Source organism: Streptosporangium sp. OZ121 (assembly GCF_051918885.1).
Taxonomy (GTDB): Bacteria; Actinomycetota; Actinomycetes; order Streptosporangiales; family Streptosporangiaceae; genus Streptosporangium.
The window spans coordinates 54,631-78,499 of record NZ_JBPXMC010000033.1 but is presented as its reverse complement, the minus strand read 5'-3'; the positions used below and the strand labels follow the sequence as shown (position 1 = coordinate 78,499).

Genomic DNA, 23,869 nt, shown 5'->3' with positions numbered 1-23,869 from the left:
CTCCCGCGAGGCCCCCGTGACGGGCCGTCTCCCCTCAGGCCGCCCTGGTCAGGGCGTCGAACTCGGCGTCGGTCAGCTGGACGGTCGCGGCGGCGACGTTGTCCTCCAGGTGGGCGACCGTCGAGGTGCCGGGGATGGGCAGCATCACCGGGGAACGGCGCAGCAGCCACGCCAGCGCGAGCTGCGACGGGGTGGCGCCGTGCTCCTTGGCCGCCGCGGCGAGCGGGCCGCCCTCCGCCGCGAGTTCGCCGGTCGCGAGCGGGAACCAGGGGATGAAGGCGATGTCGTTGGCCTCGGAGTAGTCGAGCAGGGGCTCGGCGTCGCGGTGCGCGAGGTTGTAGAGGTTCTGCACCGAGACGATCGTCGCGGACCTGCCCGCCTCCTCGACGTCCTCGACGCTGACCTCGCTGAGGCCGATGTGCCGGATCTTGCCCTCCCGCTGCATCAGCGCGAGCTCCCCGACCTGGTCGGCGACGGGGACGGCCGGGTCGATGCGGTGCAGCTGCAACAGGTCGATCCGCTCGACGCCCAGATGGCGCAGGCTCAGCTCGACCTGCTGGCGCAGGTACTCGGGGCGGCCCACCGGCGTCCAGAGCCCGGGACCCTGCCGGGTGAACCCCGCCTTGGTCGCGATGACCAGGTCGTCGGCGTAGGGGTGCAGCGCCTTCTTGATGAGCAGCTCGGCGACGAACGGGCCGTAGGAGTCGGCGGTGTCGAAGAAGTTCACCCCGAGCTCGACGGCCCTGCGCAGGACGCGGACCGCCTCCTCGGGATCGCGCGGATCCCCCCACACGCCCTCGCCGGTGAGCTGCATCGTCCCGTAACCCAGGCGGTTGACGGTGAGATCTCCCCCGATGGCGAACTGGCCCGACGCCTCGGCGGGACGAGTCGTGGTCGTCATGGTTGTCCTCCCAAGGACTCGGCCTGACGTTCATGATTCGAAACAGCACGGCGACGGGGCCGATTCCCTCCTCCGAGGCCCATACGCGTAAACCTTGCGACATGTACTCGCAAAGCGGCCCGGGTGGGGGCGGGCGGCGGACCGTACGGCGGAACCTCGGGATCTTCCTGCTCGCCGGACACCGCCGCAGGAACCGAAGTCCGGCTCACGGTCGTTGTCACCTCAAGCGGGGTCATCGATCGACGATTGCGGACGATGCCGAAAGCTCAATGGTGGGGACGTCTCATCTGCGCCGCCCTCTGCGTTGTGGCGGGCGCCTTTCTCGTCGCGTGGTCCGTCTCGTGGTTTGGCCCCGAGTTGCGGGCCTCCCGGGCAGAGGGCCACATCGGCACTTTCACCGCCGTCGCGAAGCGGAAGATCGGTTGCGACGGGGTTGGCCGATCCCAGCCGGGACCTTGCTGGCGGGGTGAGTTCCGTTCGTACGACGGGCGCCGCTTCCGCGGCGACGTCTGGCTGACAGGAAGCCGCTGGGACGACTTCACCGTCGGAGGGCAGCGGCAGGCGATCGACGTCGAACACGGGAGTGACGTCTATCCGTATCCCTTCAACGCCGCCGGCGTGATGGAAACGGTCTTGACGTCGCTCATCGGCCTGACGATCGCCGGAGCGGGCATCCGGTGGTCGGTGACACTACTCCTCCGACGCTGAGCCGTCGCACTCCCGTTCGGCCTCGAGTGATTCTTCCTTCGCAAGTTGGCGGAGACGCTCGACGAGATGGCCATGGAGTGGAATGACGGCGTTGCCCGGATGCTCCAGCGACATCCTCGGCGGGCGGCCGAGTCGTTCTTCGCCGGTCCCTGAGGAGCGCTGTTCCCGGCGGGGAAACAGTACAGGCGACCCTGGCGCCCGTACCTCGCCACGGTAAGCCCCTCCCATGGTCGCCGCGGCGTACGGCGAATTTGTCGGTGGGCTGTCGTAGCGTCGGTGTCCACGGCCGTGGCGGACATGTCGTGGACGAAATCGGTTCCGAGCCCGGTCGAACGATCAGGAGCGTGGCCGCAGTGTCGACCCAGATCGGCACCGGCTCGGAAAGGAACGCCGATGAGTGGTGTACGGGTGCTGGTTGGCACGCGCAAGGGCGCGTTCATCCTCACGTCGGACGGCAGGCGCGAGCGGTGGGACATCAGCGGTCCCCACTTCGGGGGCTGGGAGGTCTACCACGTCGCCGGATCTCCCGCCGACCCGTCCCGTCTCTACATGTCGCAGTCCGGCGGCTGGTTCGGGCAGGTGATCCAGCGGTCCGACGACGGCGGCGCGACGTGGGAGGCGGTCGGCAACCGGTTCCAGTACGACGGTGTCCCCGGCACCCACCAGTGGTACGACGGCACGCCGCACCCGTGGGAGTTCGCCCGGGTCTGGCATCTGGAGCCGTCGCCGACCGACCCGGACACGGTGTACGCCGGGGTCGAGGACGCCGCCCTGTTCCGCACGGTGGACGGCGGGCAGAGCTGGCAGGAGCTGCCCGGGCTGCGCGAGCACCCCTCCGGGCCCTCCTGGCAGCCGGGTGCCGGGGGGATGTGCCTGCACACGATCGTTCCCGACCCGCGCGACCCCGCCCGCATCACCGTGGCGATCTCGGCGGCGGGCGTGTTCAGGACGGAGGACTCCGGCAAGAGCTGGCAGCCCGCGAACCGCGGCCTGCGGTCCGAGGGCATCCCCGACCAGGACGCCGAGGTCGGCCACTGCGTCCACCACATCGCGATGCACCCGTCGCGTCCCGAGGTGCTCTTCATGCAGAAGCACTGGGACGTCATGCGCAGCGACGACGCCGGCGATTCGTGGTACGAGATCAGCGGTGACCTGCCCAGCGACTTCGGTTTCCCGATCGCCGTGCACGCGCACGAGCCGGACACCGTCTACGTCGTGCCGATCAAGAGCGACTCGGAGCACTACCCGCCGGAGGGAAAGCTGCGGGTGTACCGCAGCCGGACGGGCGGAAACGAGTGGGAGCCGCTCACCAGGGGGCTGCCTCAGAGCCACTGCTACGTCAACGTGCTGCGGGACGCGATGGCCGTCGACACGCTGGATTCGTGCGGCGTCTACTTCGGCACCACCGGCGGGCAGGTGTACGCGTCGGCCGACGCCGGCGACAGCTGGGCGCCCATCGCCCGGGACCTTCCGGCCGTGCTGTCCGTCGAAGTCCAGACGCTGCCATGATCCGCGTGGTGCTTCCGGCACATCTGCGCAACCTCGCGAGCGTCGAGGGCGAGGTGGAGCTCCACGTTCGGGGGCAGGCCACGCAGCGCTCGGTCCTCGACGCTCTCGAGGATCGATACCCGATGCTGCGCGGGACGATCCGCGATCACGCCACGCAGCGGCGCCGCCCGTTCGTGCGGTTCTTCGCCTGCGAGCAGGACCTGTCCCACGAGCCGCCCGACACCCCGTTGCCCGAGCCGGTCGCGACGGGGGCCGAGCCGTTCATGGTCGTGGGGGCGATGGCGGGCGGGTAGCCCCCGAACGGGGATGAGCGGCCCGGGCGACGGGGGCCCGGGCGCACGCGAACGGCTCAGGCCGTATCGCGCGTCGGGTGGTCCGGCCGCTCGGCCGACGCCCGCAGCCACGGGGTGAGCGCCACGTCGGTCGCCCGCCGGACGGCCGCCTGCACCTCGGCCGGGTCCCTCATCCGGTCGGGGTCCTCGAGCAGCACCTGCAGCGCGCTCGTGACCGCGCCGACGAACGCTCCGGTGAGCGCCGCCGCGCTCACCTCGTCGAGTCGCTCGGGGAACGCCGCGGCCAGATGCCTGGCGATCTCGCGCTGCGCGTCGAACTGCATCTGGAGCGCACGCCCGCGTACCACCGGCACGGTCCGCACCAGCCTCAGCCGCAGCGCCGCGAGCCGGCCCGTCAGGTCGTCGCTGTCGTCGCCGACCTTGCGCAGCGCGCGCAGCAGCACCTCGGCCGGTCCGTCGTCCGGGCCGCGTGACGCGATGGCCTCGATCGCCGCCCGCACCCGCGCGTCGCTCTCCGGGAAGAGCAGCTCCTCCTTGCTGGCGAAGTAGCTGAAGAACGTGCGCGTGCCGATGTCGGCCGCGGCGGCGATGTCGGCGATGGTCGTCTCGTCGTAGCCGTCGCGCTCGAACAGGTCCGTCGCGGCGTCGACGAGGATCTGGCGGGTGCGAGCCCGCTTGCGGTCGCGAAGAGACACGCGGCCCAGCGTACGGCACCCGACGCGGATACGCATTCGGCGCAGATAGGCACTCGATGTCGATAAGCATTCAGCGCGAGTTGGCACTCATTGCAAACCTGCACTGAGTGCGGTTATGGTGTGGGCATGTCCCCTCGCAGCGTGCTGATCTCCGGCGGCGGCATCGCCGGCCCGACCCTGTCCTACTGGCTGGCCCGCCACGGGTTCCGGCCCACCGTCGTGGAGCGGGCGCAGGGCCTGCGTTCCAGTGGCAACCCCGTCGACGTGCGCGGCCCCGCCCTGTCCGTGGCCGAGGAGATGGGCATCATGCCCCGCCTGCGCGAGCTCGCCACCCGGACGACCGCGATGAGCGTCGTCGACGCCTCCGGACGGCAGATCGCCCGCGTGGCCATGCCCGCCACCCGCAGCGCCGCCGGCAACCGGGAGGTCGAGCTCCCGCGCGGCGACCTGGCCGCCGCCCTCTACGAGACCGCCCGCGACGACGCCGAGTTCCTGTTCGACGACACGATCGTCACCCTGCGGCAGGACGAGCACGGCGTCGACGTCACCTTCGACCGCGCCGGACCGCGCCGCTTCGACCTGGTCATCGGCACCGACGGGCTCCACTCCACGGTACGGCGGCTGGCGTTCGGCCCGGAGTCCGGCTTCGTACGGCACATGGGCGTCTACGTCGCGACCCTGCCCCTCGACGGCCCGGTCGACCACCCGCACGACGTGCTCATGTACAACACCCCCGGCAGGCTGGTCTCCATCCACCCGTCACGGGGCCACGCCGTGGGCGCCTTCATCTTCCGCGGGCCGGCGATCGGCGGCTTCGACCACCGCGACACCGAGCAGCACCGGCGGATCGTCGCCGACGCCTACGCGGGCGTCGGCTGGCGGGTGCCGGAACTGCTCGAACGGCTCCGGAAGACCGAGGACCTGTACTTCGACTCGGTCAGCCACGTGCGCCTGCCCACCTGGGCGCGGGGCCGCGTCGCGCTGCTCGGCGACGCGGCGTCGTGCGTGTCGTTGTTCGGCGACGGCTCCAGCCTCGCCATCGCCGGCGCCCACACCCTCGCCAAGGCGCTCGCCACGCACCCGGCCGACCACGCGGGGGCGTTCCGCCGCTACGAGGCCGAGCACCGCACCCTGGTCGGCCCGAAGCAGCGCAACGTCGGCCGGGCCACGGCACTGCTCGTCCCCAGGACACGGCTCGGGCTCGCCGCCCGCAACCTCGCCGCCCGGGCCTGGCCCGGCCGGCGGTGACCCCCGCGCCGCACGGCCCGCCCCCGTGGGAGGAGGCGGGCCGCGTGAAAGGAGCGGTCAGCGGGTGAAGGTCACGTCCTTGATCCGCAGGGCGCCCCGGAAGACCAGGTAGACGTCCTGCCCGCCGCGTACGCCCGAGACGGGGGCGGTGGCCGTGGCCCACGAGTAGGTCCCGCCGGTGGCGGTCACCGGCACGGTCCCGGCGAGCCTGCCGGTCGGGGAGCCGAGGCGGATCTCGACGGAGGAGGCCGCGGTGGCCGCGACCCCGAGCCGCACGCCGGTGACCCCGGCGCGGAAGTCGGCGTCCTCGAAGGAGATCCACTCACCCGCCGAGGCCCCGACCGCGTCGCCGCGGGCCTTGGTCTCGTCGACCAGTTCGACGCCCGCGTAGTCGTCGAAGTCGGCGGCGCGCGTGACGCGGGTGAGGTCGCGGGCCGGGATGCGCTCGCCGTCCACCCGTACGGTCGCGCGCTGCCGGATCCGGTCGGACGACGAGCCGACCATGACGTCGTGAGTGGACGGCTCCACCGCGAAGCGGCCCCTGGTCACGTCCCACAGGGCCAGGTCCGCGGTCCTGAGCGTGAACCTCACGACCTTCGACTCCCCGGGGGCGAGACTCACCCGCTGGAAGCCGCGCAGCTGCCTGACCGGTTGCTCCACCCGGGACGCGTGCTGGTGGGTGTAGAGCTGGACGACCTCGTCACCCGCCCGGGAGCCGGTGTTGGTGACGCGGACGCTCACCTCGTGCCCGTCCCCCTTCGCCACGGCCTTGAGCCCCTGGTAGCCGAAGGTGGTGTAGCTCAGCCCGTGGCCGAAGGCGTACAGCGGGCTCCGCTTCGAGTACAGGTAGGTCGAGCCGGTCTTGACGATGTCGTAGTCGAGGATGTCCGGCAGGGGCGTGCCGGCCTTGGGCCAGGTCTGGGTGAGGCGTCCGGCCGGGTTGGCGTCGCCGTACAGCAGGTCGGCCAGGGCGTGGCCGGTCTCGGCTCCGGCGTGGGTGGTCCACAGGATCGCCGGGACCTTCTCCTGCAGCCGGTCGATCGTGGTCGGGTAGCTGTTCTCCAGCACGACCACGGTGTTCGGGTTGGCGGCGTGCACCGCCTCCACGAGCGCCCGCTGCCCCTCGGCGAGGCCGAGGTCGGTCCGGTCGTGGTCCTCGCGGCCGTTGATGAACGGCATGCTGCCGACCACGACCACCGCCACGTCGGCGCTCCTCGCCGCCGCGACGGCCTCGGCGACGCCGCTGCGCACGGTCTCCTTCTCGAAGCGGGTGGCGTCCTCGGCGACGGTCAGGCCGAGCGTGCCGTCGTCCGCCGCCTTGACGTACTTGTTCTGGCCGAACCAGTCGTAGGCGGTCTCGTAGCCCGCGTAGCGCAGCAGCGTCGTGCCGTCGGCCTGCGCCTCCAGCTTGAACTGCTCCTGCACGAACCAGCCGGCGGGCTGCTCCTGGTTGTTGACCAGGGTGGACCAGTTGGCGCGGCTGACGTACTTTCCGTTGGCGACGCTGCGCAGGGTGACGATCCCCTGGCCCCAGTCGAAGACGTCGAACTGCTCGGTCGCGCCCGCCGAGGTTCCCGAGAGCCGCAGGTCCGCGCCCGCCCCTGTGCCCGCGGTGAGGTATCTGCCGCCGGACTTGAGCGCGATCCTGTCGACGCCCTCGGAGGTGACCGTGGCGGCCCGCTCCCCGATCCCGTCGAGCGGGGTGACCCGGTACGGGAGCCTGCCCGAGTACCAGTCGGTGTAGAGGGTGTCGGCCAGCGGGCCGACCACCGCGACCTTCTGCGAGGGACGCAGCGGCAGGGTCTTCCCTGAGTTCTTCAGCAGCACCGCCGCCTCGGCCGCGGTCCGCCGGGCCAGCGCGCGGTGCGCGGGACTGTCGACCACGTCCTTGGTGATCTTCCCGTACGGGCCGCCGTCCGGGTCGAACTCGCCGAGCCGGAACCGGAGGACGAGGATGCGGCGGACGGCGGTGTCGAGGTCGGCCTGGGTGAGCAGCCCCCGCGCCAGCGCCTCGTTCACCGCGGCCACCGTCGGGGCGCCGTCGGTGTTGTCCACCGTGAAGCTCTCGACGCCCGCCTTGAGCATGGCGGCGGCGCCCTCGGCCTTGGTGGCGAAGTAGCCCTGGGAGCCGGTCAGGTTGTTGGGCCCCCCGGCGTCGGAGACGTTGAACAGCGGCCGGTCCGTCCAGGCCCTGACGGTGGAGTTCAGGTCGGTGACCGTGGCGGGCCGCCCGTTGACCAGGTTGTACGCGGTCATCACGCCGGTGGCCGCGCCCGCCTCCAGCGCCGTTCTGAACGCCGGGTACTCGTACTCGTTCAGGACGCGCGGGCGCAGGCTGGAGGAGGTCGTGTCGCGGCGGACCTCGTTGTTGTTGCCCAGGAAGTGCTTGAGCACCGGGGCCGCCCGCAGGTGGTCGGGGTCGTCGCCCTGGATGCCCGAGCCGTACGCGGTGGAGATCGCGCCGGTGAGCAGCGGGTCCTCGGAGTAGCCCTCCTCGTTGCGGCCCCAGCGGGGGTCGCGCAGCGGGTTGACGACCGGCGCCCACAGCTGCAGGCCCCACAGGCGGGGGTTCTCCGCGTGGTAGCCCCTGGCCTCCTCCCCGACGACCGTGCCGACCTTCTTGACCAGGTCGGGGTTCCACGTGCTGGCCAGGCCGACGGCCTGCGGGAACACGGTGCCCTCCGCCGTCACGACGTTCCCGCCGTTGTCGACGTCGGTGGACCAGGCGACGCCGTGCAGCGCCTCGGTGCCGGTCTTGAACAGCCCGATGCCGAGCCGCTCCACCGCGGGCTGGTACTGGTGGAGCCAGGAGACCTTCTCGGCCGTGGTGAGGCGGCCGAGCAGGTCGTCGACGCGCGCCTCCAGCGGGAGCGAGGGGTCGCGGAAGGGGTACTCGGGGGCCGTACGGGCGGGGGATCGCTCGTGGGCCGCGTGGGCGGGGGCCGCGCACAACCCCAGGGTCAGGACCGTCGCGGCCATCACCGCGACGGACGTGGTGGATAACGACATTTCGCCTCCAGGTCAGGGGGAGTCGAACGGGACGCCGTCCGCCCCCGAGCGGCGTACGGCGTCGAGGGAGTGTCGAGGAATGTCGAGAGGGGTCACTTGACGGCGCCGACGGTCACGCCGCGGGTCAGCGTGCGCTGGAAGATGAGGAAGAAGACGACGGCCGGGAGGATGCCGAGCAGCGCCGAGGCGCTGGACATCGTCGCGTCCATCATCTTGTCGCCCTGCAGGACGCCCAGCGCGACCGGGACGGTCTGGTTCTCGTTCGAGATGAGGAAGACCAGCGGCAGGAAGAACTCGTTCCAGGTCCAGATGAAGAAGAAGACGAGCAGCACGCTCAGCGTCGGCCTGCTGATCGGCACGACGACCTGCCACAGGGCCCGCCACTTGCCCGCTCCGTCGAGGGCCGCGGCCTCCAGGATCTCGCGCGGGAAGCGGCCGAGCACCGAGGCGAGCAGGTACGTCCCGAAGGCGCTCTGGATGACCGTGAAGATGATGATCACCCCGAGCCGGGTGTCGTAGAGGCCGACCTGCTTGGCCAGGTAGTACAGGGGGTAGACCAGCGCCTCCTGCGGCAGCGTGTTGGCCACCAGGAAGAGGACCAGGATCCACATCCGGCCGCGCACCCTGCCGATGCCGAGCGCGTAGGCGTTGAGCACCGACAGCACCGTGGCGAGCACCGCGACCGAGCCGCTGATCAGCAGGCTGTTCCACAGCTTGCCGCCGAAGTCGACCCGGTTCCAGAACTCGACGATCCCGTCGAGGTAGAACTCCGAGGGCAGGCCGAGGGGCCCGCCCGAGGAGTAGTCGGCCGGGGACTTCACCGCGTTGAGCGTGACGATGGCGAACGGCACCAGCATCGCGACGGCCAGCACGACCAGCGAGACCAGGACCGAGTATTTCCGGATCATGTTTCCCCGTCCTGGTCCTGAATCCGCAGGAAGAACACCGTCACCGCGATGATCACGAGGGTGAGCACGGTGGCGATCGCCGCGCCGTACCCGACGTTGGCCTTCTCGAAGAAGTTCTGGTAGCTGAAGTAGGAAGGCACGAGCGTGGCCCCGCCAGGTCCGCCCCTGGTGAGCACGAAGATCGGCCCGAAGACCTTGAGCGCGGCGATCGTGCAGGTCAGCAGGACCACGTAGATCTCCGGCCGGATCTGCGGGATCGTGATGTGCCAGAACCTGCGCCACCACGACGCGCCGTCCATCTCGGCGGCCTCGTACAGGGCGGGGTCGACCCGCTGCAGCCCGGCCATGAAGATGACGACCGGGTAGCCGATCTGGAACCACACCATGATCGCCATCACGCTCGGCAGCGCCCAGGCCGGGTCGCCGAGCCAGTTCCTCGGCTCCATCCCCAGCAGCCCGAGCAGCTCGTTGAGCGCCCCGAAGCGCGGGTGCATGATCCAGCCCCAGACGATCCCGGCGACCGCGACCGGCAGCACCTGCGGCAGGTAGTACGCGGCCCGCAGCGCCCCGGCGGTGCGGGGGCCGAACCTCCTGCTCACGTGGTCGAACAGGGTCGCCGCGAGGAGCAGGCCGATGAGCGTGGGGACGATCGCCATCGCGACGATCAGCGCGAAGTTGTTGCGGAAGGAGGTCCAGAACCGCGCGTCGGCCACGAGCCTCGCGTAGTTGTCCAGCCCGATCCACCGCGGGTCGCCGATCCCCTGCCACCGGGTGAATCCGATCCCGACGTTCATCAGGAACGGCACCGCGACGACCGCGATGAACAGCACGGTGCTCGGCAGCAGGAACACCCAGTACCCGCGGTCGCGAGACCTCTGCATCGGAGGTCTCCTCTCTGTCTTCCGTACGTACGCCCGTGCCGTGACCTGACATGACGGCGTCACGGCACGGGGCGCGAAGGGGGGTCAGTTGCCGAGGTCGGCGAGGTTCTCCTCGTACGGCGCGGCGATCTCGTCCAGGACCTGGTCGGAGGTCTTGGTGCCGTTGATGATGTTCTGCACGCCCGACACGAGCACGTCGTAGTAGCCGGGCGCCGGCCAGTCGGGGTAGAAGGCCAGCCCGTCGGAGGTCGAGAGCGTGTTGAAGTTCTCGATCAGCTCCTTGCTCTTCTCGTCGGTGATCGCGGCGGTGTCGGCGGCCACCGGGATGCCGCCGGAGTTGCCGAGCAGGTTCTGGATGTCCTTGCTCATCGTGATGTCGATGAAGTCGTAGGCCAGGTCCTTGTTCTTCGCGTTCTCCGGGACGACCCACATGTTGCCGCTGGACCCGGCGCTCATCGTGTTGCCCGGCCACAGGAACGAGCCCCACTCGAAGTCCTTGATCTCGCTCGCGAGGCGGCCGTACCACCAGCTGCCCGTGACCATGACCGGGTACTTGCCGCCGATGAAGGACACGCCCATGTCCTCGGCCTTGATACCGGCGGAGTCCTTGCCGATGTAGCCCTTCTTCACCCAGTCGGCGAGGGTGTCGGCTGCGTATTTGAACTCCGGGCCCTTGAAGTCGACCTTGCCCTTGTAGAGCTGGAAGGCGTCCACCCACGGCCGCTGCGCCTTGCTCAGCGCGAGCTGGTAGAAGATCTGCTGCGCGGGGTACTCGGCGCCGCCGACGGCGAGGGGGGTGGTCCCGGCCTTGGCGAACGTGTCGAGCGCGGCGGTGAACTCCTCGAAGGTCGTGGGCACCTTCACGCCCGCCTTCTCGAACGCGTCCTTGTTGTAGTAGACCATCACGTACTCGGCGTAGTTGGGGACGCCGTACCACTTGCCCGCGCCCATGACGCCGCGCTCGTCGTATCGCGCGGTCGTCTGGATGGAAGGGCTGAGCAGCTTGTCCCAGCCCCGCTCGGTCACCTCCGGGGTGAGGTCGGTGAGCAGGCCCTGCTTCGACAGCAGGCCGGCCGAGGCGTTGCCCTTGTTGTACTCCATCACGTCGGGGACCTCGTCCGAGTTGAGGATCATCCCCGCCGACTGGCGGATCTGCTCGAACGCCTTCTCCTCGAACTTCACCGTCACGCCGGGGTGCGTTGCCTGGAACCGCTTGACGGCCTCGGTCCAGGCCTTGCCCATCGCGCTGTCGGCGCCCTCGTAGTACCAGAGCTTCAGGACGCGGGGACCGTCCGCGGCGGGCGTCTCCGCCGCCTTCTCGGTGCCGCCGCAGGCGACGAGCACCGCGAGCGCGGCCACCAGGGCGACACCCGCCTTGAGGTTGACCATGGTTCTTCTCCTAGATGGTGGTGATGACGATCGGGACGCCCGGGCCCACCAGCTCGACGCCCGCGATCCGCGCGCTCCCCGAGACGGTCATCCGCAGGCCCTCCCCCTCGGGAACCGCGGTGATCGTGGTGTCCCCGTCGAGGTCGGAGACGACCGTGCTCCTCTCTCCGGCACCGGAGCCCGGGCCGGTGTACAGGCCGGAACCGCCGCCGACGCCGTACGCGACCAGGGTGATCTCCCCGAACGTCCCGTCCCCGACGGTCCCGCCCGGGTCGGCGAGGACGGGGACGATCGCACCGCGCCGGGCGAAGAGGGGGATGCGGTCCAGCGGCGGGGCGACCGTGACGTACCGGCCGCCGGGCAGGATCTCGCCCGTCCAGTGGTCCACCCACTCCCCTTGCGGCAGGTAGACCTTCCTGACCTGCTCCGGCGAGGTCATCGGCGCCACCAGCAGGTCGCGGCCGAGGAGATACTGCAGGTCGGCCTGCCAGGCCACCGGGTCGTCCGGGTGGTCGACGCACAGCGCCCGCATCATCGGCGCCCCGGTCCTGGCGGCCTCGACGGCCGCCGTGTAGATGTACGGCATGAGCCGGTAGCGCAGCCTCAGCGCCTCGACCGCCTCCGCCTCGACCTCGGGGAACTCCCACGGCTCCCGGCTGGTGGTGCCGTGCAGGCGCAGCAGCGGGGAGAGCGCGCCGAACTGGGTCCACCTGACGTACAGGTCGTCGGTGGGCCGGCCGGTGAACCCGCCCGCGTCGTGGCTCCAGAACGGGACTCCGGACATGCCGTGCGCCAGCCCGCCGCGCAGCGTGCTGCCCATCGCGGCGTAGCTGGTGTAGGTGTCGCCGCTCCACTGCGCCGAGTGCCGCTGCCCGCCGAGGAACGACGAGCGCGCCCACACCATGCCGTGCCCGGCGATCTCCCGGGTCACCTCGGAGACGGCGTCGTTGAACAGCAGCGTGTAGACGTTGTGCAGGTCGGTGCCGGACATGCCGTTGGCCGCGACCGCGTCGTGCGGCACGCCCTCGGCGAAGTCGGTCTTGAAGACCTGGACGCCCTGCTCCAGCAGCGGGCGGAGCAGCCCCTTGAACCACTCGGTGGCGGCGGGGTTGGTGAAGTCGACGATGCCGCAGGCCGGGTAGGAGCCGTGCCAGCAGTCGGCCACGTAGACCTCACCATCCGGCTTTTTAAGGAAATATCCGCTTTCGGCCGCTTGTGGGAAGGCCGGGCTGAGGTGGGAGACGTACGGGTTCATCCACAGGCAGACCTTGAAGCCCATCGCGTCCAGCTCGGCCAGCATCCCCGCCGGGTCGGGAAAGCCCTCCGCGTCCCAGCGCATGTCCGACCAGTGCCCGTCCGTCTGCCAGTACGTGTCCAGGTGCAGCACGTCGCACGGGATCCCCCGCTCGCGGATCCGCCGCGCCCTGGCCATCACCCGCTCCTGGGTGTCGACGAAGAACCCCGAGGAGATCCAGGTGCCGAACGCCCACTTCGGCGGGAGCAGCGGGCGGCAGGTCAGCAGGTCGTACCGGCCGAGCACCTCCGGCGGGGTGGGCCCGGCGATCACGTAGTAGTCGATCAGGTCGTCGGGGACCACGATCTGCACGCAGCTGTGCGTGGACTGGCACACGTCGAACTCCACCGGCGTCCCGCTGTCCACCAGCACCCCGTAGCCCCTGCTGGACAGGTAGAACGGGATGTTCTTGTACGCCCGCTGCGACTCGGCGCCGAACGCGTCGAAGTTCCACATCACCGGCCGCTGGCCGCGCTTGTCGAGCCGGGTGAACGACTCGCCGAAACCGCCGAACGCCTCGTCGGCGGGGGCCACGAAGCTCTCGTGGTAGCCGACCACCGCGCCGTCCGCGCTGGAGCGGCCGAACGGCAGCGTGCGCAACCGGCCGCTGATGTCGGTGTGCCCCCGGTCCTGCTCCAGCAGCGGCGCCCCGCTCGCGTCGGTGAACCTCAGGTGCCAGGGCGCCAAGGTGATCTCCGCGCGGAGCGAGCCCGCGTCGAGCACGATCGTCCCGTCGCGGCTCTCCACCCGTGCCCCGGCGAACTCACCCGGCGTGACCATGGAGATCGCGGCGGCCGACCTGGTCCGCGCGTCCGCGTCCTGCCCGAGCCTGACCCGGATCACGCCCTCGCCCGCCACACCCACCTGGACCAGGAGCGTCTCCTCCGCCGAGGTCACCGCCTTCAGGATCACCCCGGCCGCGTCGGAGGCCACCGGCTCCGCCGAGATCAGCGCCGACAGGCCGCCCTCGCCGTGCGAACGGACGGGCAGCTCCGGCGGATCGGCGACGAAGTACTCGTGCGCGACCAGGGGAGGGCGGTAAGGCATGGGAACTCCAGCGCTCGGGCTTCCGTGTGCTGAGTTAGTTTTACGCCCCAACCAACAAACGTCAACGCCCTCGCCCCGCCGCGGGCCGCCCGCCCCCTACCCGCCTCCCGCCTTCCGGGTTCGGTCAGTCGTCGGAACCACCGGGAGCGCACAGGGTGTTGTCCCTCTCGACGAGCTCCTGGAGGTTCTCGGTGAGGCACTTGCGGTTGAGTACGTGGGACACACCCCGCAACGCCTCGGCCGTCTCGATCACCGCGTTCCAGTCGGTGCCGGGTTTCATCTTCAGGGCGTACGACTCCCTCATGTTCTCCGCCTTGAGGATTTCGGACAGCTTCCGTTGGTTGTGGCCCGGGATGGGCTGCTCCTGTTCCTGGCGGAGCAGGTTGGCGTAAGCCTCCTGCCTGCTCACGAAGGAGATCGCCTCCACCTGTGGCATGGCCCTGAGCGTCTGCTCGATCACCACCTTGTCCCGTGGCGTGGTGGCCTTGCCCCCCAGGATGGGGTCCGGCGGAGCACCCAGACCACCGTCTTTCACGGCGAAGCCGCCGCCACCGCACCCGACGAAAGGCGAGTCGTCATCGCAGAGGAACAGCACGAGCTCGGGGTCCCCTTCGTGCCACAACGCCGGGTTGCCGGTGGCCGCGAGCGTGGGCGGCCTCTCCCCGCCGGGCCCTCGTGCGATCACCGTCGTCGTCACCACCACCCCGACGACGCCGGCCGCGACGAGGACCGCGGCCACGAGGCGCGGGACCGGGCCGGACCATCGCCCCGGCGCGGACGGCGGGCCCGCCGCGACGGGCCCCCGGCGCGAGCCGGGCAGCCGGATCGGGCGCCGGACCGCCCGCCCGGGCTTCCTGGCGGCGCCGTGTCCGGACTCCTCCCGGGCGGCGCCGTGGAGACGGTCGAGCGCGGAGGCGACGGCCTCGGGCCGGGGAGCGGGCTGGGCCTCGGCCCGGTCGCGGAGCAGGTCCATCTCATCCATCGTGTCGTCTCCCCTTGCTCGCGACGTCCGTGTCCAGAACTTCCCTGACCCGCCTGCGGGCCCGGTTGAGGCGGGACCCGACGGTCCCCGGGGGAATGCCCAGGGCGTCGGACACCTCCGCGTAGCTGAGCTCGCCGTACGCGACCAGCAGGAGCGCCTCCCGGTCGCCGGCCTTCAGTACGGCGAGGGCGCCCGCCAGTCGGCGCTGCGCATCGACAACGAGGCCGGCGTCCGCGAAGTCCGCCTCCGCCGCGCCCGCGCCGGTGGCGGAAGCGTCCCGGGCCCGTCCCAGGGCTCGGTACAGGCGCACCTCGTCCCTGCGGTGCCGTCTGATCAGGTTGGTCGCGATGCCGAACAGCCAGGCACGCGCGTCACGACGGGACAGGTCGTAGCGCTCCCGCCGCCGGAAGGCCACGAGAAACGTCTCCGCCGCGACGTCGTCCGCGGCGTCGGCGCCCAGCCTCGCGGAGGCGTACCGATGGATCGCGGCGAAGTACCTGTGGAAGATCTCGGCGAACCGTTCCGGATCGCGCAGCGACAGCCGGATCACGCCGGCGTCACTCGCGACGGCGAACTCCCCCTGTACGGCGCCCCGGGCCAGGTCACCCGCGTCGCCCGCGTCGCCCGCGCGGAACGAGGCGGGAAGGACCAGGTCGGGAAGGGCACGATCAGGGGGACGATCGCTGTTGACTCTCATATGGAGGATGCCTTTCGTGGGGCAACGGACGCTGTTATTGCCCGCACCCCGCCGCCGTCTTCACGAGAAGGCTCGCACGACGCCCCGGTATCCGATTCCCCATGTCAGCCGTCCGCGGGCGAGGTGACCTGAAAGCCGCGAGCGGGGAGGCATGAGCGGGCGGACCGGAGTCCGCGCCCTTGAACGGGACCGGCGGCCCGTGATAATTAGTTTAGTTTCCAGCCAAATAGAGGAGTGGCCGTGGACTGGCCTGGGCGGTTCGGCGGGCTGTGCTACGGCGGGGACTACAACCCCGAGCAGTGGCCCGAGGAGGTCTGGAAGGAGGACGTCGCGCTGATGCGGCGGGCCGGGGTCAACCTGGTCAGCGTCGGGGTGTTCTCCTGGGCCCGGCTGGAGCCGTCGCCCGGCGTCCACGACTTCGGGTGGCTCGACCGCGTCCTCGGCCTGCTGCACGACGGCGGGATCGGGGTCAACCTCGCCACCCCGACCGCCTCCCCGCCCCCCTGGTTCGGCCTGGCCCACCCCGACGCGCTCACCGTCACCCCCGGCGGCACCCGGCTCGCCCACGGCAGCCGCGACACCTACTGCGTGCACGCCCCCGCCTACCGCGCCGCCTCCGTCCGCGTCGCCGGCGCCCTCGCCGAGCGCTACCGCGACCACCCGGCGCTCGCCATGTGGCACGTCCACAACGAGTACGGCACCGCCTGCCACTGCGAGCACGCCGCCTCGGCCTTCAGGACCTGGCTGCGCGCCCGGCACGGCACCCTGGACGCGCTCAACGACGCCTGGACCACCTCGTTCTGGAGCCAGCACTACTCCGCGTGGGAGCAGGTCACCCCGCCCCGCGCCACCCAGTACCTGCCCAACCCCTCCCAGGTCCTCGACTTCCGCCGGTTCGTCTCCGACGCGATGCTCGACCACTTCCGCGAGCAGAAGGCCGTGCTGCGCGAGTTCACCCCGGACGTCCCGGTCACCACGAACTTCGTCCTCGGCGACTGGGTGCCGGTGAACCACCGCCACTGGGCGGCCGAGGTCGACCTCGTCGCGATCGACCACTACCCGTCGGCCGACCCGCCCGCCGAGACCGCCTTCGCCGCCGACCTGGCCCGCGGCTGGGCCTCGCCCCCGGCGTGTGCTTCGACCGCCGGCCCGGCACGTACCCCGGAGCGTGCCCCCGGCCCGCCCTTCGAAAAACCCTGGCTGCTGATGGAGCAGGCGGTGGTCACCTACACCGGCCCGCGGATGCTCGCCAAGCGCCCCGGTGAGATCGCCAGGCTGAGCCTGTCGCACATCGCGCGCGGCTCACGGGGGGCCATGTTCTTCCAGTGGCGAGCCTCCCGGGGCGGCGCCGAACTCTGGCACGGCGGCATGGTCCCGCACGCCGGGCCCGACTCCCGGATCTTCCGCGAGATCTGCGACCTGGGCGCCCTGCTGCCCACGCTGAAGGACGCCTGCGCGGCCCCCGTCGAGGCCGGGGCCGCGATCCTCTGGGACGCCGAGGCAGGCTGGGCGCTCCAGTCCCCCGGCCTGCCCTCCACCGAACTGGACTACGCCGAGACCGTACGCCAGGCCCACCGGGTCCTCTACCGGCACGGCGTCACCGCCGACCTCGTCCACCCCTCGGCCGACCTGTCGGCGTACCCGCTCGTGCTCGTCCCGGCCCTGTATCTCATCTCCGACGCCGACGCCGACAACCTGCGCCACTACGTGTCGGGCGGCGGCACCCTCGTGGTCTCCTACCTCAGCGGCGTCGCCGACGAACACGCCCGCGTCCGCCTCGGCGGCTACCCCGGCGCCCTGCGTGACCTCCTCGGCATCCGCGTCGAGGAATTCCACCCCCTTCCTCCCGGCGTCACCCTCACCCTGTCCGCCCCGGACGCCCTCGACGACGACCGGCAGCCGGAGGCGGGAACGTTCTGGAGCGAGCACGTCCACCTCGAAGGCGCCGAGGCCCTCGCCGTCTACACCGGCCCGCACGCCTCCGGCGCCCCGCTCGCCGGACAACCCGCCATCACCCGCCACTCCTACGGCTCCGGCACCGCCCTCTACGTCTCCACCCGCCTGTCCGACACCGCGTACGCCCGCCTGCTGGGCCTGAAACCGGCCCCCGTGGAGCTCGTACGACGCGGCGAGTGGCTCTTCGCCATCAACCACGGCGACAAGGAACACGAGACGCAGGGCCTGCGCCTGCCTCCGGGCGGTTTCTCCGTACGAGTGCACGGCGATTCGGAGCCTCGATCGTCATGACCCCGCCGGGCCCCGTGCGGGCGTGTCCGGCTGACGGCTCCGGCCCGCTTGCGGTGGCGGGTAGCGGTGGATCTCCGCCCAGTGCCCGGTCGAGCCGGCGAACTCGGCGTCGTCGGTGAGTGAGGACCTGCGTCGGCCGGGTCGATGGCTGCCTCAACCAGACCTGCTCCCGCCTCGGCGCGGGGAGTCTCATGACCCCGGGTGCATGGGTGGGAGGCCGAACGCGGCGACCAGGTCGGCGCCGCCGTCGAAGACGAGGATGCGGGCGATGCCTGAGTCGGTGACGGTGAGGACGCCGAGTCCGTAGGCGCGGTGGTTCCCGTGGCCGTCGCGGAGGTAGGCGGCAGCGGCGGGCTGCGCGTTGGCGGTGGTGGGGGTCATCCGCCAGTCGCCGGGGGATCCGACCGCGTGGGTGAGGTGGCGCAGGCAGGTCAGGCGGCCGGAGAACCAGGTGCGGGTGCCGACCATTTCTATCGCGGCGTCGGCGCGCAGGGCCCGTTCCAGGGCTGTGGTGTCGGCGTTCTGGAAGCCGGTGATGTATTGGTCGAGCAGGGCCCGGGCGCGCGGCTCGGTGGGGTCGGTGAGGTGGTTGCGTTCCGGTGCCACCTCGTCGAGGCGGGCGCGGGCCCGCTGCAGGGCGCTCTTGACCGCCGCGGTCGAGGTGCCGAGCATCGCCGCGACCTCGGTGGCGGGGAAACCGAGGACCTCTCGAAGGATGAGTACGGCCCGCTGCCGTGTCGGTAGGTACTGCAGGCTCGCGATGAGCGCGAGCCGGAGACTCTCGCGTGTCTCGACGATCGTCGCGGGGTCTGCTGACGGCGGGATCACCAGCGTGTCCGCGATCGGCTGCAGCCACGCCACGCCGGTGTCGGGCGGATCCGGTGCGGCGTCGGGGTCGTCGGCCGGACCGCCCAGACCGGACGGCAACGCCCGCCGGCCGCCCTGCTGCAGCGCGGTCAGGCAGGCATTGGTGGCGATGCGGTACAGCCAGACCCGCAGCGACGACCGGCCCTCGAAGGTGCCGTAGGACCGCCACGCCCGCAGGTAGGTTTCCTGGACGAGGTCCTCGGCCTCGTCCGCCGACCCGAGCATTCGGTAGCAGTGCGCCAGCAACTCGCGCCGGTACCGCTCGGTTCGGCGGGCGAACTCGCCGGCCTCGGCGACAGCACCCGCTCTGTCCGCCATCACTGCCTCCTGCTCCCCCGCCCAGCCGATCACAGGCCGATCCTGGGGCAGACCCAGTGGGCCATCCTACGGATCGCCTCGTCGGCCTCCGGTGCCCGGCCGGCGGCCATTTGGAAGGTGTGCTGCATGCCGGGGAAGACGTCGAGCCGGACGTCGACGCCGGCCCGGCGGGCGTGTTCGGTCAGTCGGAGGGCGTCGTCGAGCAGGACCTCGTCTCCTCCCGCCTGGATGTAGACCGGGCCGAGACCGGACAGGTCGGCACACAGCGGACTGACCAGCGGGTCGCTGGGGTCGCCGCTCTCACCCAGGAAGGTGCCGGCCAACTCACGCACGACTTCGGCGGAGAAGAACGCATCCCGGTCTCGATTGGTCCTGTACGACTCGCCGGTAGCCCGCATGTCCACCCACGGTGAGAAAAGCATCGCCGCAGCCGGCAGGGGCAGTCCTTGTTCGCGGGCCCGCAGCTGGGTGGTGATCGACAGCCCGCCGCCGCAGGAATCGCCGGTGAACGCCACGTGGTCGGCGCCGATCCCCCGGTCGTGCAGCAGCCACCGGTAGACAGCGGTCGCGTCATCGACCTGCGTGGGGTGGAGATGGCGGGGGGCGAGGTGGTAGTCGAAGATCAGCGCCCGCGCCCCGGTCGCCTTGGCCAGGTGGCCGAACAGTTTGCGGTGTGTGTAGATCGAGCCGCTGACGAACCCTCCGCCGTGCATGCACAGCAGTACCCGATCCTCGGCCGCTCGTTTCGGTACCGCCCACATCGCGGGCAAACCACCCGCTTCGGTCTCGATGTAGTCCACGTCGCGTGGTTCGGCTGTCAGGTTGCCCCACGACTCGTCGTCCGGCTGCTCCGCGTCCGGCCGCTCACCGGCTGCTCGGATCGCCGCCCAGTGCCTCTTGACGGCTTCGGACTGCTTGCTCGGCATCGCCATGTCTGCCTCCTCGCCTCAGGCGGCGTGTTCGGGACAGCTGTGAAAGGCCTGCACACGCCAGGTTCCGTCCTGTTCGGCCAGCACCCACGTCTCCAGCGCCCGGTTCGCGCCGTCCGGCTCGCTCTGGCCGGTCGGCAGCACGGCCCCCTTGCTGATCACGACGGCGACGTCAGCGCCGACGAACCGGATGCTCTGCACCTCGTGGACGCCCTTGGAGCCCCGGAGCTCACCGGCAAAGAGCGCCGCCATGGCGGCGTGGATCGCGTCTCGGTCGCGCAGGTACGTACCCGGCAGAATCGCGGTGGCATTCTCGGCGTACGGCGCGACGAAGGCAGTCGCGTCGTTGTCGGCCCAGGCGGCGTAGACCTCGTCGAGCACAGTGTGTACTTCCTGGGCGGCTTCGACGAGCGAAGCGCTGTCGTGGCTCATGGCAGTCCCTTTCGGTGTCGTGCGTCGGATCGCTTCGCCGCGGCTGACGGATGGTCGCCGTACCGCGAAGCCTTCGACAATGAAGACCACCGCCGGCCGAAAAGGAATCGCTCGCCCCGAGGTCGCGGAGAAACGGCTCCCGTTCACGAACCCACGACCTGACATGCCACCATCAGAGGTATCTCACCTTGGGTTCCGCACAATGCCCCCGTCAGAACCCGCCGGGCGCGCGTCGTTCACGAGGCGAGCGTGGTCTCGGCCAGCTCGCGCCAGTCCCGTCGCCCACCGGCCAGGGTCGCCTCGGTGAACGCGGTCTCGCCGAGGCGGTTCCGCGTGTCCTCGGCGATCCTGGAAGCGTCCGGCTGCGAACGGTCCGGCGTGCCGCGCACGCCGTCGCTCGCCGCGAGCAGTCGCGCGGCCTGCTCGTACCGTCCCTGGCGCAGCGCGAGATCTGCGATCCCGATCAGTACCTCGGCGATCAGCGGCGGGTACATCGTCTCCACGGCCGCGTGGAACGCCTCGGTCCGATGCGCGCGGGCCTTCTGGAGATCCTCGGTGAGGTAGCCGTACAGGTCCATGACCTTGGCCCTGGCGCGAACCTTGTCGCTCAGTTCCTCGTTGCCCAGCATCGTCCGCACCGTGGCCAGGTGCTGGTGCGCCTCGTCCGGCTCGCCGCGCCAGCGCGCCAGCTGCGCCTTCGAGAGCGCCAGCTCGGCGAGCGTGTCCGGCCAGGCGATCTCGCCCGTGCACCGCTGCGCCTCGGCCATGGCGGACGTGCTGGACCGCTCGTCGCCGAGCAGCCAGTACAGCTGGGACTGCCGCGCCCGCAGGCCGATCACGTCCTCGGTCGCGCCCACCTCGGTCAGCGCCACGACCGCCTCCTCGTAGTGCTCGCACGCGCGTGCGAGCTCGCCGCGCGTGGCGAGCCTGTCGGCCAGGAAGGTCAGCGCCATCGAGATCCCCCACCGGTCGCCCAGCGTGCGGAACCCGGCGAGGGCGATCTCGATGTCGGCGTCCACGTCGGTCTCGTCGCCACCGAGCGTGAGCCGCAGCCGGCCACGGGTGAGCCTGGCCTGCGCGCGCACCCACGGGTCGTCGTCGGCGATGAGCGGCTCGAACGCGGGCAGGAACCCCGTCGGCTCCCGCAGCATCCGCTCCAGCGGCCCGATGAACCCGAGCAGCGAGTTGCGATACCCGCCGCGCCGGATGAGCCGGTGCGCCTCGTGGATCCACTCCCGCGCCTGATACTGATCGCGGCCGGGCCCGGAGGTCACGAACACCGTCACGATGGTGTACGCCATCGCCCGCACATCATCGGACACCTCACCGGGCAGCGAGGCCGCCGCGATGCTCAACTCGGTGCCCTCGGCCCTGTGCCCGCTGAGATACCAGTACCAGCCCACGGCCCCGACCAGCCGCATCGCCTCCTGTGCCCACCCCTCGGCGATCGCCCCGCGCAGGGCCGCGCCGATGTTGTCGCGCTCGGCGTCGAGCGTGGACAGCCACTGCAGCTGCCCGGCCCGGCGCAGGTGCGGGTCGGCCGTCTCGGCCAGCTCGGTGAAGTAGGCGAGGTGCGCCCGGCGCACCGGCTCGGTCTCCCCGGCCTCGGCGAGCCGGTGCGCCGCGTACTCCCTGATGGTGTCGAGCATGCGATAGCGCGGCGCGCCCTCGCCGTCGGCGAGCAGCAGCGACTTCTCGATCAACGCGGTCAGCACGTCGAGCACCTGCTCCCCGGCGAACGCCTCGTCCCCGCACACCCGTTCGGCCGCCTCCAGGCTCGCCCCGCCGGAGAACACCGAGAGCCGCCGCAGCACGCCGCGTTCGGCCTCGCTCAGCAGGTCCCAGCTCCAGTCCACGACCGCGCGCAGCGTCTTGTGCCGGGGAAGCGCCGTACGGCTGCCGCCGGTCAGCAGGCGGAACCGGTCATCGAGCCGGCGTGCCAGCTGGTCGACGGACATGGTGCGCAGCCGCGCCGCGGCCAGTTCGATCGCCAGCGGCATCCCGTCGAGCGCCCGGCAGATCCGCGCCAGGGCCGACAGGGTGTGCGCGTCGGAGCCGATGTCCTTGCGCAGCAGACCCGCGCGGTCCCGCAGCAGCCGCACCGCGGGCGAGGACCCGACCTCGGCGGGGTCCGCTCCCTTCGCGGGCAGCGCGAGTGGCTCGACCTGCCACAGCACCTCCCCGGTGATGCCGAGCGGTTCCCTGCTCGTGGCCAGGATCCGCAGCCTCCGGCACTCCCCCAGAAGCCGGTCCGCGAAAGCCGCGGCCGCCTCGATCATGTGCTCGCAGTTGTCCAGGATCAGCAGGATCGCGCGCTCCCGGAGCGCGGCGATGAGCCGATCCATCGGCTCCCCACCCCGCGCGCCGCCGAGCAGCGCCTGGTCACGCAGGCCGATCGCGGCGAGGGCGGCCTGCGCCGGCTCACCGCCCGCCCGGACCGAGGCCAGTTCGATCAGCCACGCCCCGTCCGGCAGCTCGGAGAGCATCGTCCGCGCGGTCTCCGTGGCCAGCCTCGTCTTGCCGGAGCCGCCCGCCCCCGTCAAGGTGACCAGCCGGTGCCCGGCCGACAGACCGGCGACCTCGGAGACGTCGTCGTTCTTGCCGACGAAACTCGTCAGCTCGGCGCGCAGGTTCGTCCTGTGGTTCTCCGCCCGCTCGCCCAGCTCGCCCCGCAGCAACGCGGTGTGCAGCGCGGAGAGCTCGGCCGACGGATCGGCGCCCAGTTCCTCGGCGAGCCGCTCGCGCGTCCGCTGGTACACGGTCAACGCCTCGGCACCACGCCCCGCCTCGGCGAGCGCGCGCATCAGGGCCGCCACGAACCCCTCCCGCAGCGGATGCGTGGCGACCAGCTCGGTCAGCTCGGAGACCAGCTCCGAACCACGGCCGAGGCGAACGTCCGCGTCCACCCGATCTCCGAGCGCGGCGACGTGGAGTTCGTCCAGGCGCGCGACCGCGGCGTCGAACACCTCGCTGTCGCGCAGTGCGACGTCCTCCATAGCCGTACCGCGCCACAACGCCAGGGCCGAGCGCAGCAGGTCCGCCCGCGCCGCGGGCTCGGCGGCGGCACGGGCCTGACCGACCAGGTGCTCGAACCGGCACACGTCCACGGCGTCGGGAGCCACCGCCAGCCGGTACCCGCCGGACTCCGCCTCGATCACACCGTCGGGCAGCACCCTGCGCAGTCTGGACACCAGCGCCTGCAGGGCGTTCACCTCGTCCGCGGGCGGCCGTCGCCCCCAGATCCAGTCCACCAGTCTCCCGCGCGAGACGATCCGGCCGGGTTCGAGGGCGAGTGCGGCCAGCAGCGCGCGCAGCCTGATCCCGGGAACCTCCACCACGGCCCCGTCGCGGTTCCGGACCTCGAACGGCCCGAGCAATCCAACTCGCACACCAGGCATTGTGCCGAACCGCGTCGGCGGCCGTGTCAGCGGCCGTGTCAGCACGGCGACGGCCCGGTATCAGCGCGGTCGGCGACGGTGGAAGCCATGAACGGTCCGGCGGGTGCGGCCTCGGGG

The 23,869-nt window shown here is 71.3% G+C and carries 18 protein-coding genes; 5 read left to right on the top strand and 13 right to left on the bottom strand.

Features of this window, described 5'->3' with window-relative positions; translation table 11 throughout:
• Nucleotides 1–34: 34 nt before the first annotated feature.
• Entirely contained in the window at nt 35–901 is an 867-nt protein-coding gene (locus ACTOQ1_RS36925) for an aldo/keto reductase (RefSeq protein WP_440072617.1), read from the bottom strand.
• A 306-nt stretch (nt 902–1,207) separates the two neighbouring features.
• On the opposite strand from ACTOQ1_RS36925, the gene ACTOQ1_RS36920 reads away from it, so the two are divergent.
• The 3 genes from ACTOQ1_RS36920 (at nt 1,208) to ACTOQ1_RS36910 (ending at nt 3,411) form a co-directional block, all read left to right on the top strand.
• Nucleotides 1,208–1,609: a hypothetical protein gene (locus ACTOQ1_RS36920; protein ID WP_440072616.1), complete on the top strand. Its 402-nt coding sequence runs from the start codon at nt 1,208–1,210 to the stop codon at nt 1,607–1,609.
• A gap of 393 nt (nt 1,610–2,002) precedes the next feature.
• Nucleotides 2,003–3,118: a WD40/YVTN/BNR-like repeat-containing protein gene (locus tag ACTOQ1_RS36915; protein WP_362678885.1), complete on the top strand. Its 1,116-nt coding sequence runs from the start codon at nt 2,003–2,005 to the stop codon at nt 3,116–3,118.
• Nucleotides 3,119–3,126: 8 nt separating this feature from the next.
• Nucleotides 3,127–3,411, top strand: coding sequence for a MoaD/ThiS family protein (locus tag ACTOQ1_RS36910; RefSeq protein WP_362678882.1), 285 nt, complete (start codon nt 3,127–3,129; stop codon nt 3,409–3,411).
• Nucleotides 3,412–3,467: 56 nt separating this feature from the next.
• Here the strand turns inward: ACTOQ1_RS36910 and ACTOQ1_RS36905 are convergent, their stop codons facing one another.
• Nucleotides 3,468–4,106, bottom strand: coding sequence for a TetR/AcrR family transcriptional regulator (locus tag ACTOQ1_RS36905; RefSeq protein ID WP_440072614.1), 639 nt, complete (start codon nt 4,104–4,106; stop codon nt 3,468–3,470).
• Between the two features lie 126 nt (nt 4,107–4,232).
• On the opposite strand from ACTOQ1_RS36905, the gene ACTOQ1_RS36900 reads away from it, so the two are divergent.
• Entirely contained in the window at nt 4,233–5,354 is a 1,122-nt protein-coding gene (locus ACTOQ1_RS36900; RefSeq protein WP_440072613.1) for an FAD-dependent monooxygenase, read from the top strand.
• A gap of 57 nt (nt 5,355–5,411) precedes the next feature.
• Here ACTOQ1_RS36900 and ACTOQ1_RS36895 read toward each other — a convergent pair whose 3' ends face one another.
• The 7 genes from ACTOQ1_RS36895 to ACTOQ1_RS36865 all read right to left on the bottom strand — a co-directional run bounded on the left by ACTOQ1_RS36895 (nt 5,412) and on the right by ACTOQ1_RS36865 (nt 15,561).
• Nucleotides 5,412–8,363 (bottom strand): glycoside hydrolase family 3 C-terminal domain-containing protein, encoded by a 2,952-nt coding sequence (locus ACTOQ1_RS36895; RefSeq protein ID WP_440072611.1) that lies wholly within the window; start codon nt 8,361–8,363, stop codon nt 5,412–5,414.
• Nucleotides 8,364–8,455: 92 nt separating this feature from the next.
• Nucleotides 8,456–9,271 carry a carbohydrate ABC transporter permease gene (locus ACTOQ1_RS36890; RefSeq protein WP_440072610.1) on the bottom strand — a complete coding sequence of 272 codons (816 nt, stop codon included), beginning with the start codon at nt 9,269–9,271 and terminating at the stop codon, nt 8,456–8,458.
• On the bottom strand, nt 9,268–10,152 hold the full coding sequence (locus tag ACTOQ1_RS36885) for a carbohydrate ABC transporter permease (protein WP_440072609.1): 885 nt from the start codon (nt 10,150–10,152) through the stop codon (nt 9,268–9,270). The genes ACTOQ1_RS36890 and ACTOQ1_RS36885 overlap by 4 nt, the downstream gene beginning before the upstream one ends.
• A gap of 84 nt (nt 10,153–10,236) precedes the next feature.
• Nucleotides 10,237–11,541 (bottom strand): ABC transporter substrate-binding protein, encoded by a 1,305-nt coding sequence (locus tag ACTOQ1_RS36880; RefSeq protein WP_440072608.1) that lies wholly within the window; start codon nt 11,539–11,541, stop codon nt 10,237–10,239.
• 10 nt (nt 11,542–11,551) lie between these two features.
• A complete protein-coding gene (locus ACTOQ1_RS36875; RefSeq protein WP_440072607.1) occupies nt 11,552–13,882 on the bottom strand; it encodes a TIM-barrel domain-containing protein in 2,331 nt (776 codons plus the stop codon).
• A 124-nt stretch (nt 13,883–14,006) separates the two neighbouring features.
• The gene (locus ACTOQ1_RS36870; RefSeq protein WP_440072606.1) at nt 14,007–14,864 is read right to left on the bottom strand and encodes a permease-like cell division protein FtsX; all 858 of its coding nucleotides are present in this window, start codon (nt 14,862–14,864) and stop codon (nt 14,007–14,009) included.
• A complete protein-coding gene (locus ACTOQ1_RS36865; protein WP_440072605.1) occupies nt 14,857–15,561 on the bottom strand; it encodes an RNA polymerase sigma factor in 705 nt (234 codons plus the stop codon). Before ACTOQ1_RS36865 ends, ACTOQ1_RS36870 begins: the two co-directional genes overlap by 8 nt.
• 240 nt (nt 15,562–15,801) lie before the next feature.
• Here ACTOQ1_RS36865 and ACTOQ1_RS36860 point away from each other — a divergent pair, with 240 nt between their 5' ends.
• Nucleotides 15,802–17,808 carry a beta-galactosidase gene (locus tag ACTOQ1_RS36860; RefSeq protein ID WP_440072604.1) on the top strand — a complete coding sequence of 669 codons (2,007 nt, stop codon included), beginning with the start codon at nt 15,802–15,804 and terminating at the stop codon, nt 17,806–17,808.
• A 189-nt stretch (nt 17,809–17,997) separates the two neighbouring features.
• Here ACTOQ1_RS36860 and ACTOQ1_RS36855 read toward each other — a convergent pair whose 3' ends face one another.
• The 4 genes from ACTOQ1_RS36855 to ACTOQ1_RS36840 form a co-directional block, all read right to left on the bottom strand.
• Nucleotides 17,998–18,993, bottom strand: a complete 996-nt coding sequence (locus ACTOQ1_RS36855) for an RNA polymerase subunit sigma-70 (protein ID WP_440072603.1) — start codon at nt 18,991–18,993, stop codon at nt 17,998–18,000.
• A gap of 29 nt (nt 18,994–19,022) precedes the next feature.
• The gene (locus ACTOQ1_RS36850) at nt 19,023–19,925 is read right to left on the bottom strand and encodes an alpha/beta hydrolase (RefSeq protein WP_440072602.1); all 903 of its coding nucleotides are present in this window, start codon (nt 19,923–19,925) and stop codon (nt 19,023–19,025) included.
• 15 nt (nt 19,926–19,940) lie between these two features.
• Complete coding sequence (locus ACTOQ1_RS36845; RefSeq protein WP_440072601.1) at nt 19,941–20,354, bottom strand: SgcJ/EcaC family oxidoreductase; 414 nt, start codon at nt 20,352–20,354, stop codon at nt 19,941–19,943.
• Nucleotides 20,355–20,590: 236 nt separating this feature from the next.
• Nucleotides 20,591–23,752 carry a BTAD domain-containing putative transcriptional regulator gene (locus tag ACTOQ1_RS36840; protein WP_440072600.1) on the bottom strand — a complete coding sequence of 1,054 codons (3,162 nt, stop codon included), beginning with the start codon at nt 23,750–23,752 and terminating at the stop codon, nt 20,591–20,593.
• Nucleotides 23,753–23,869: the final 117 nt, after the last annotated feature.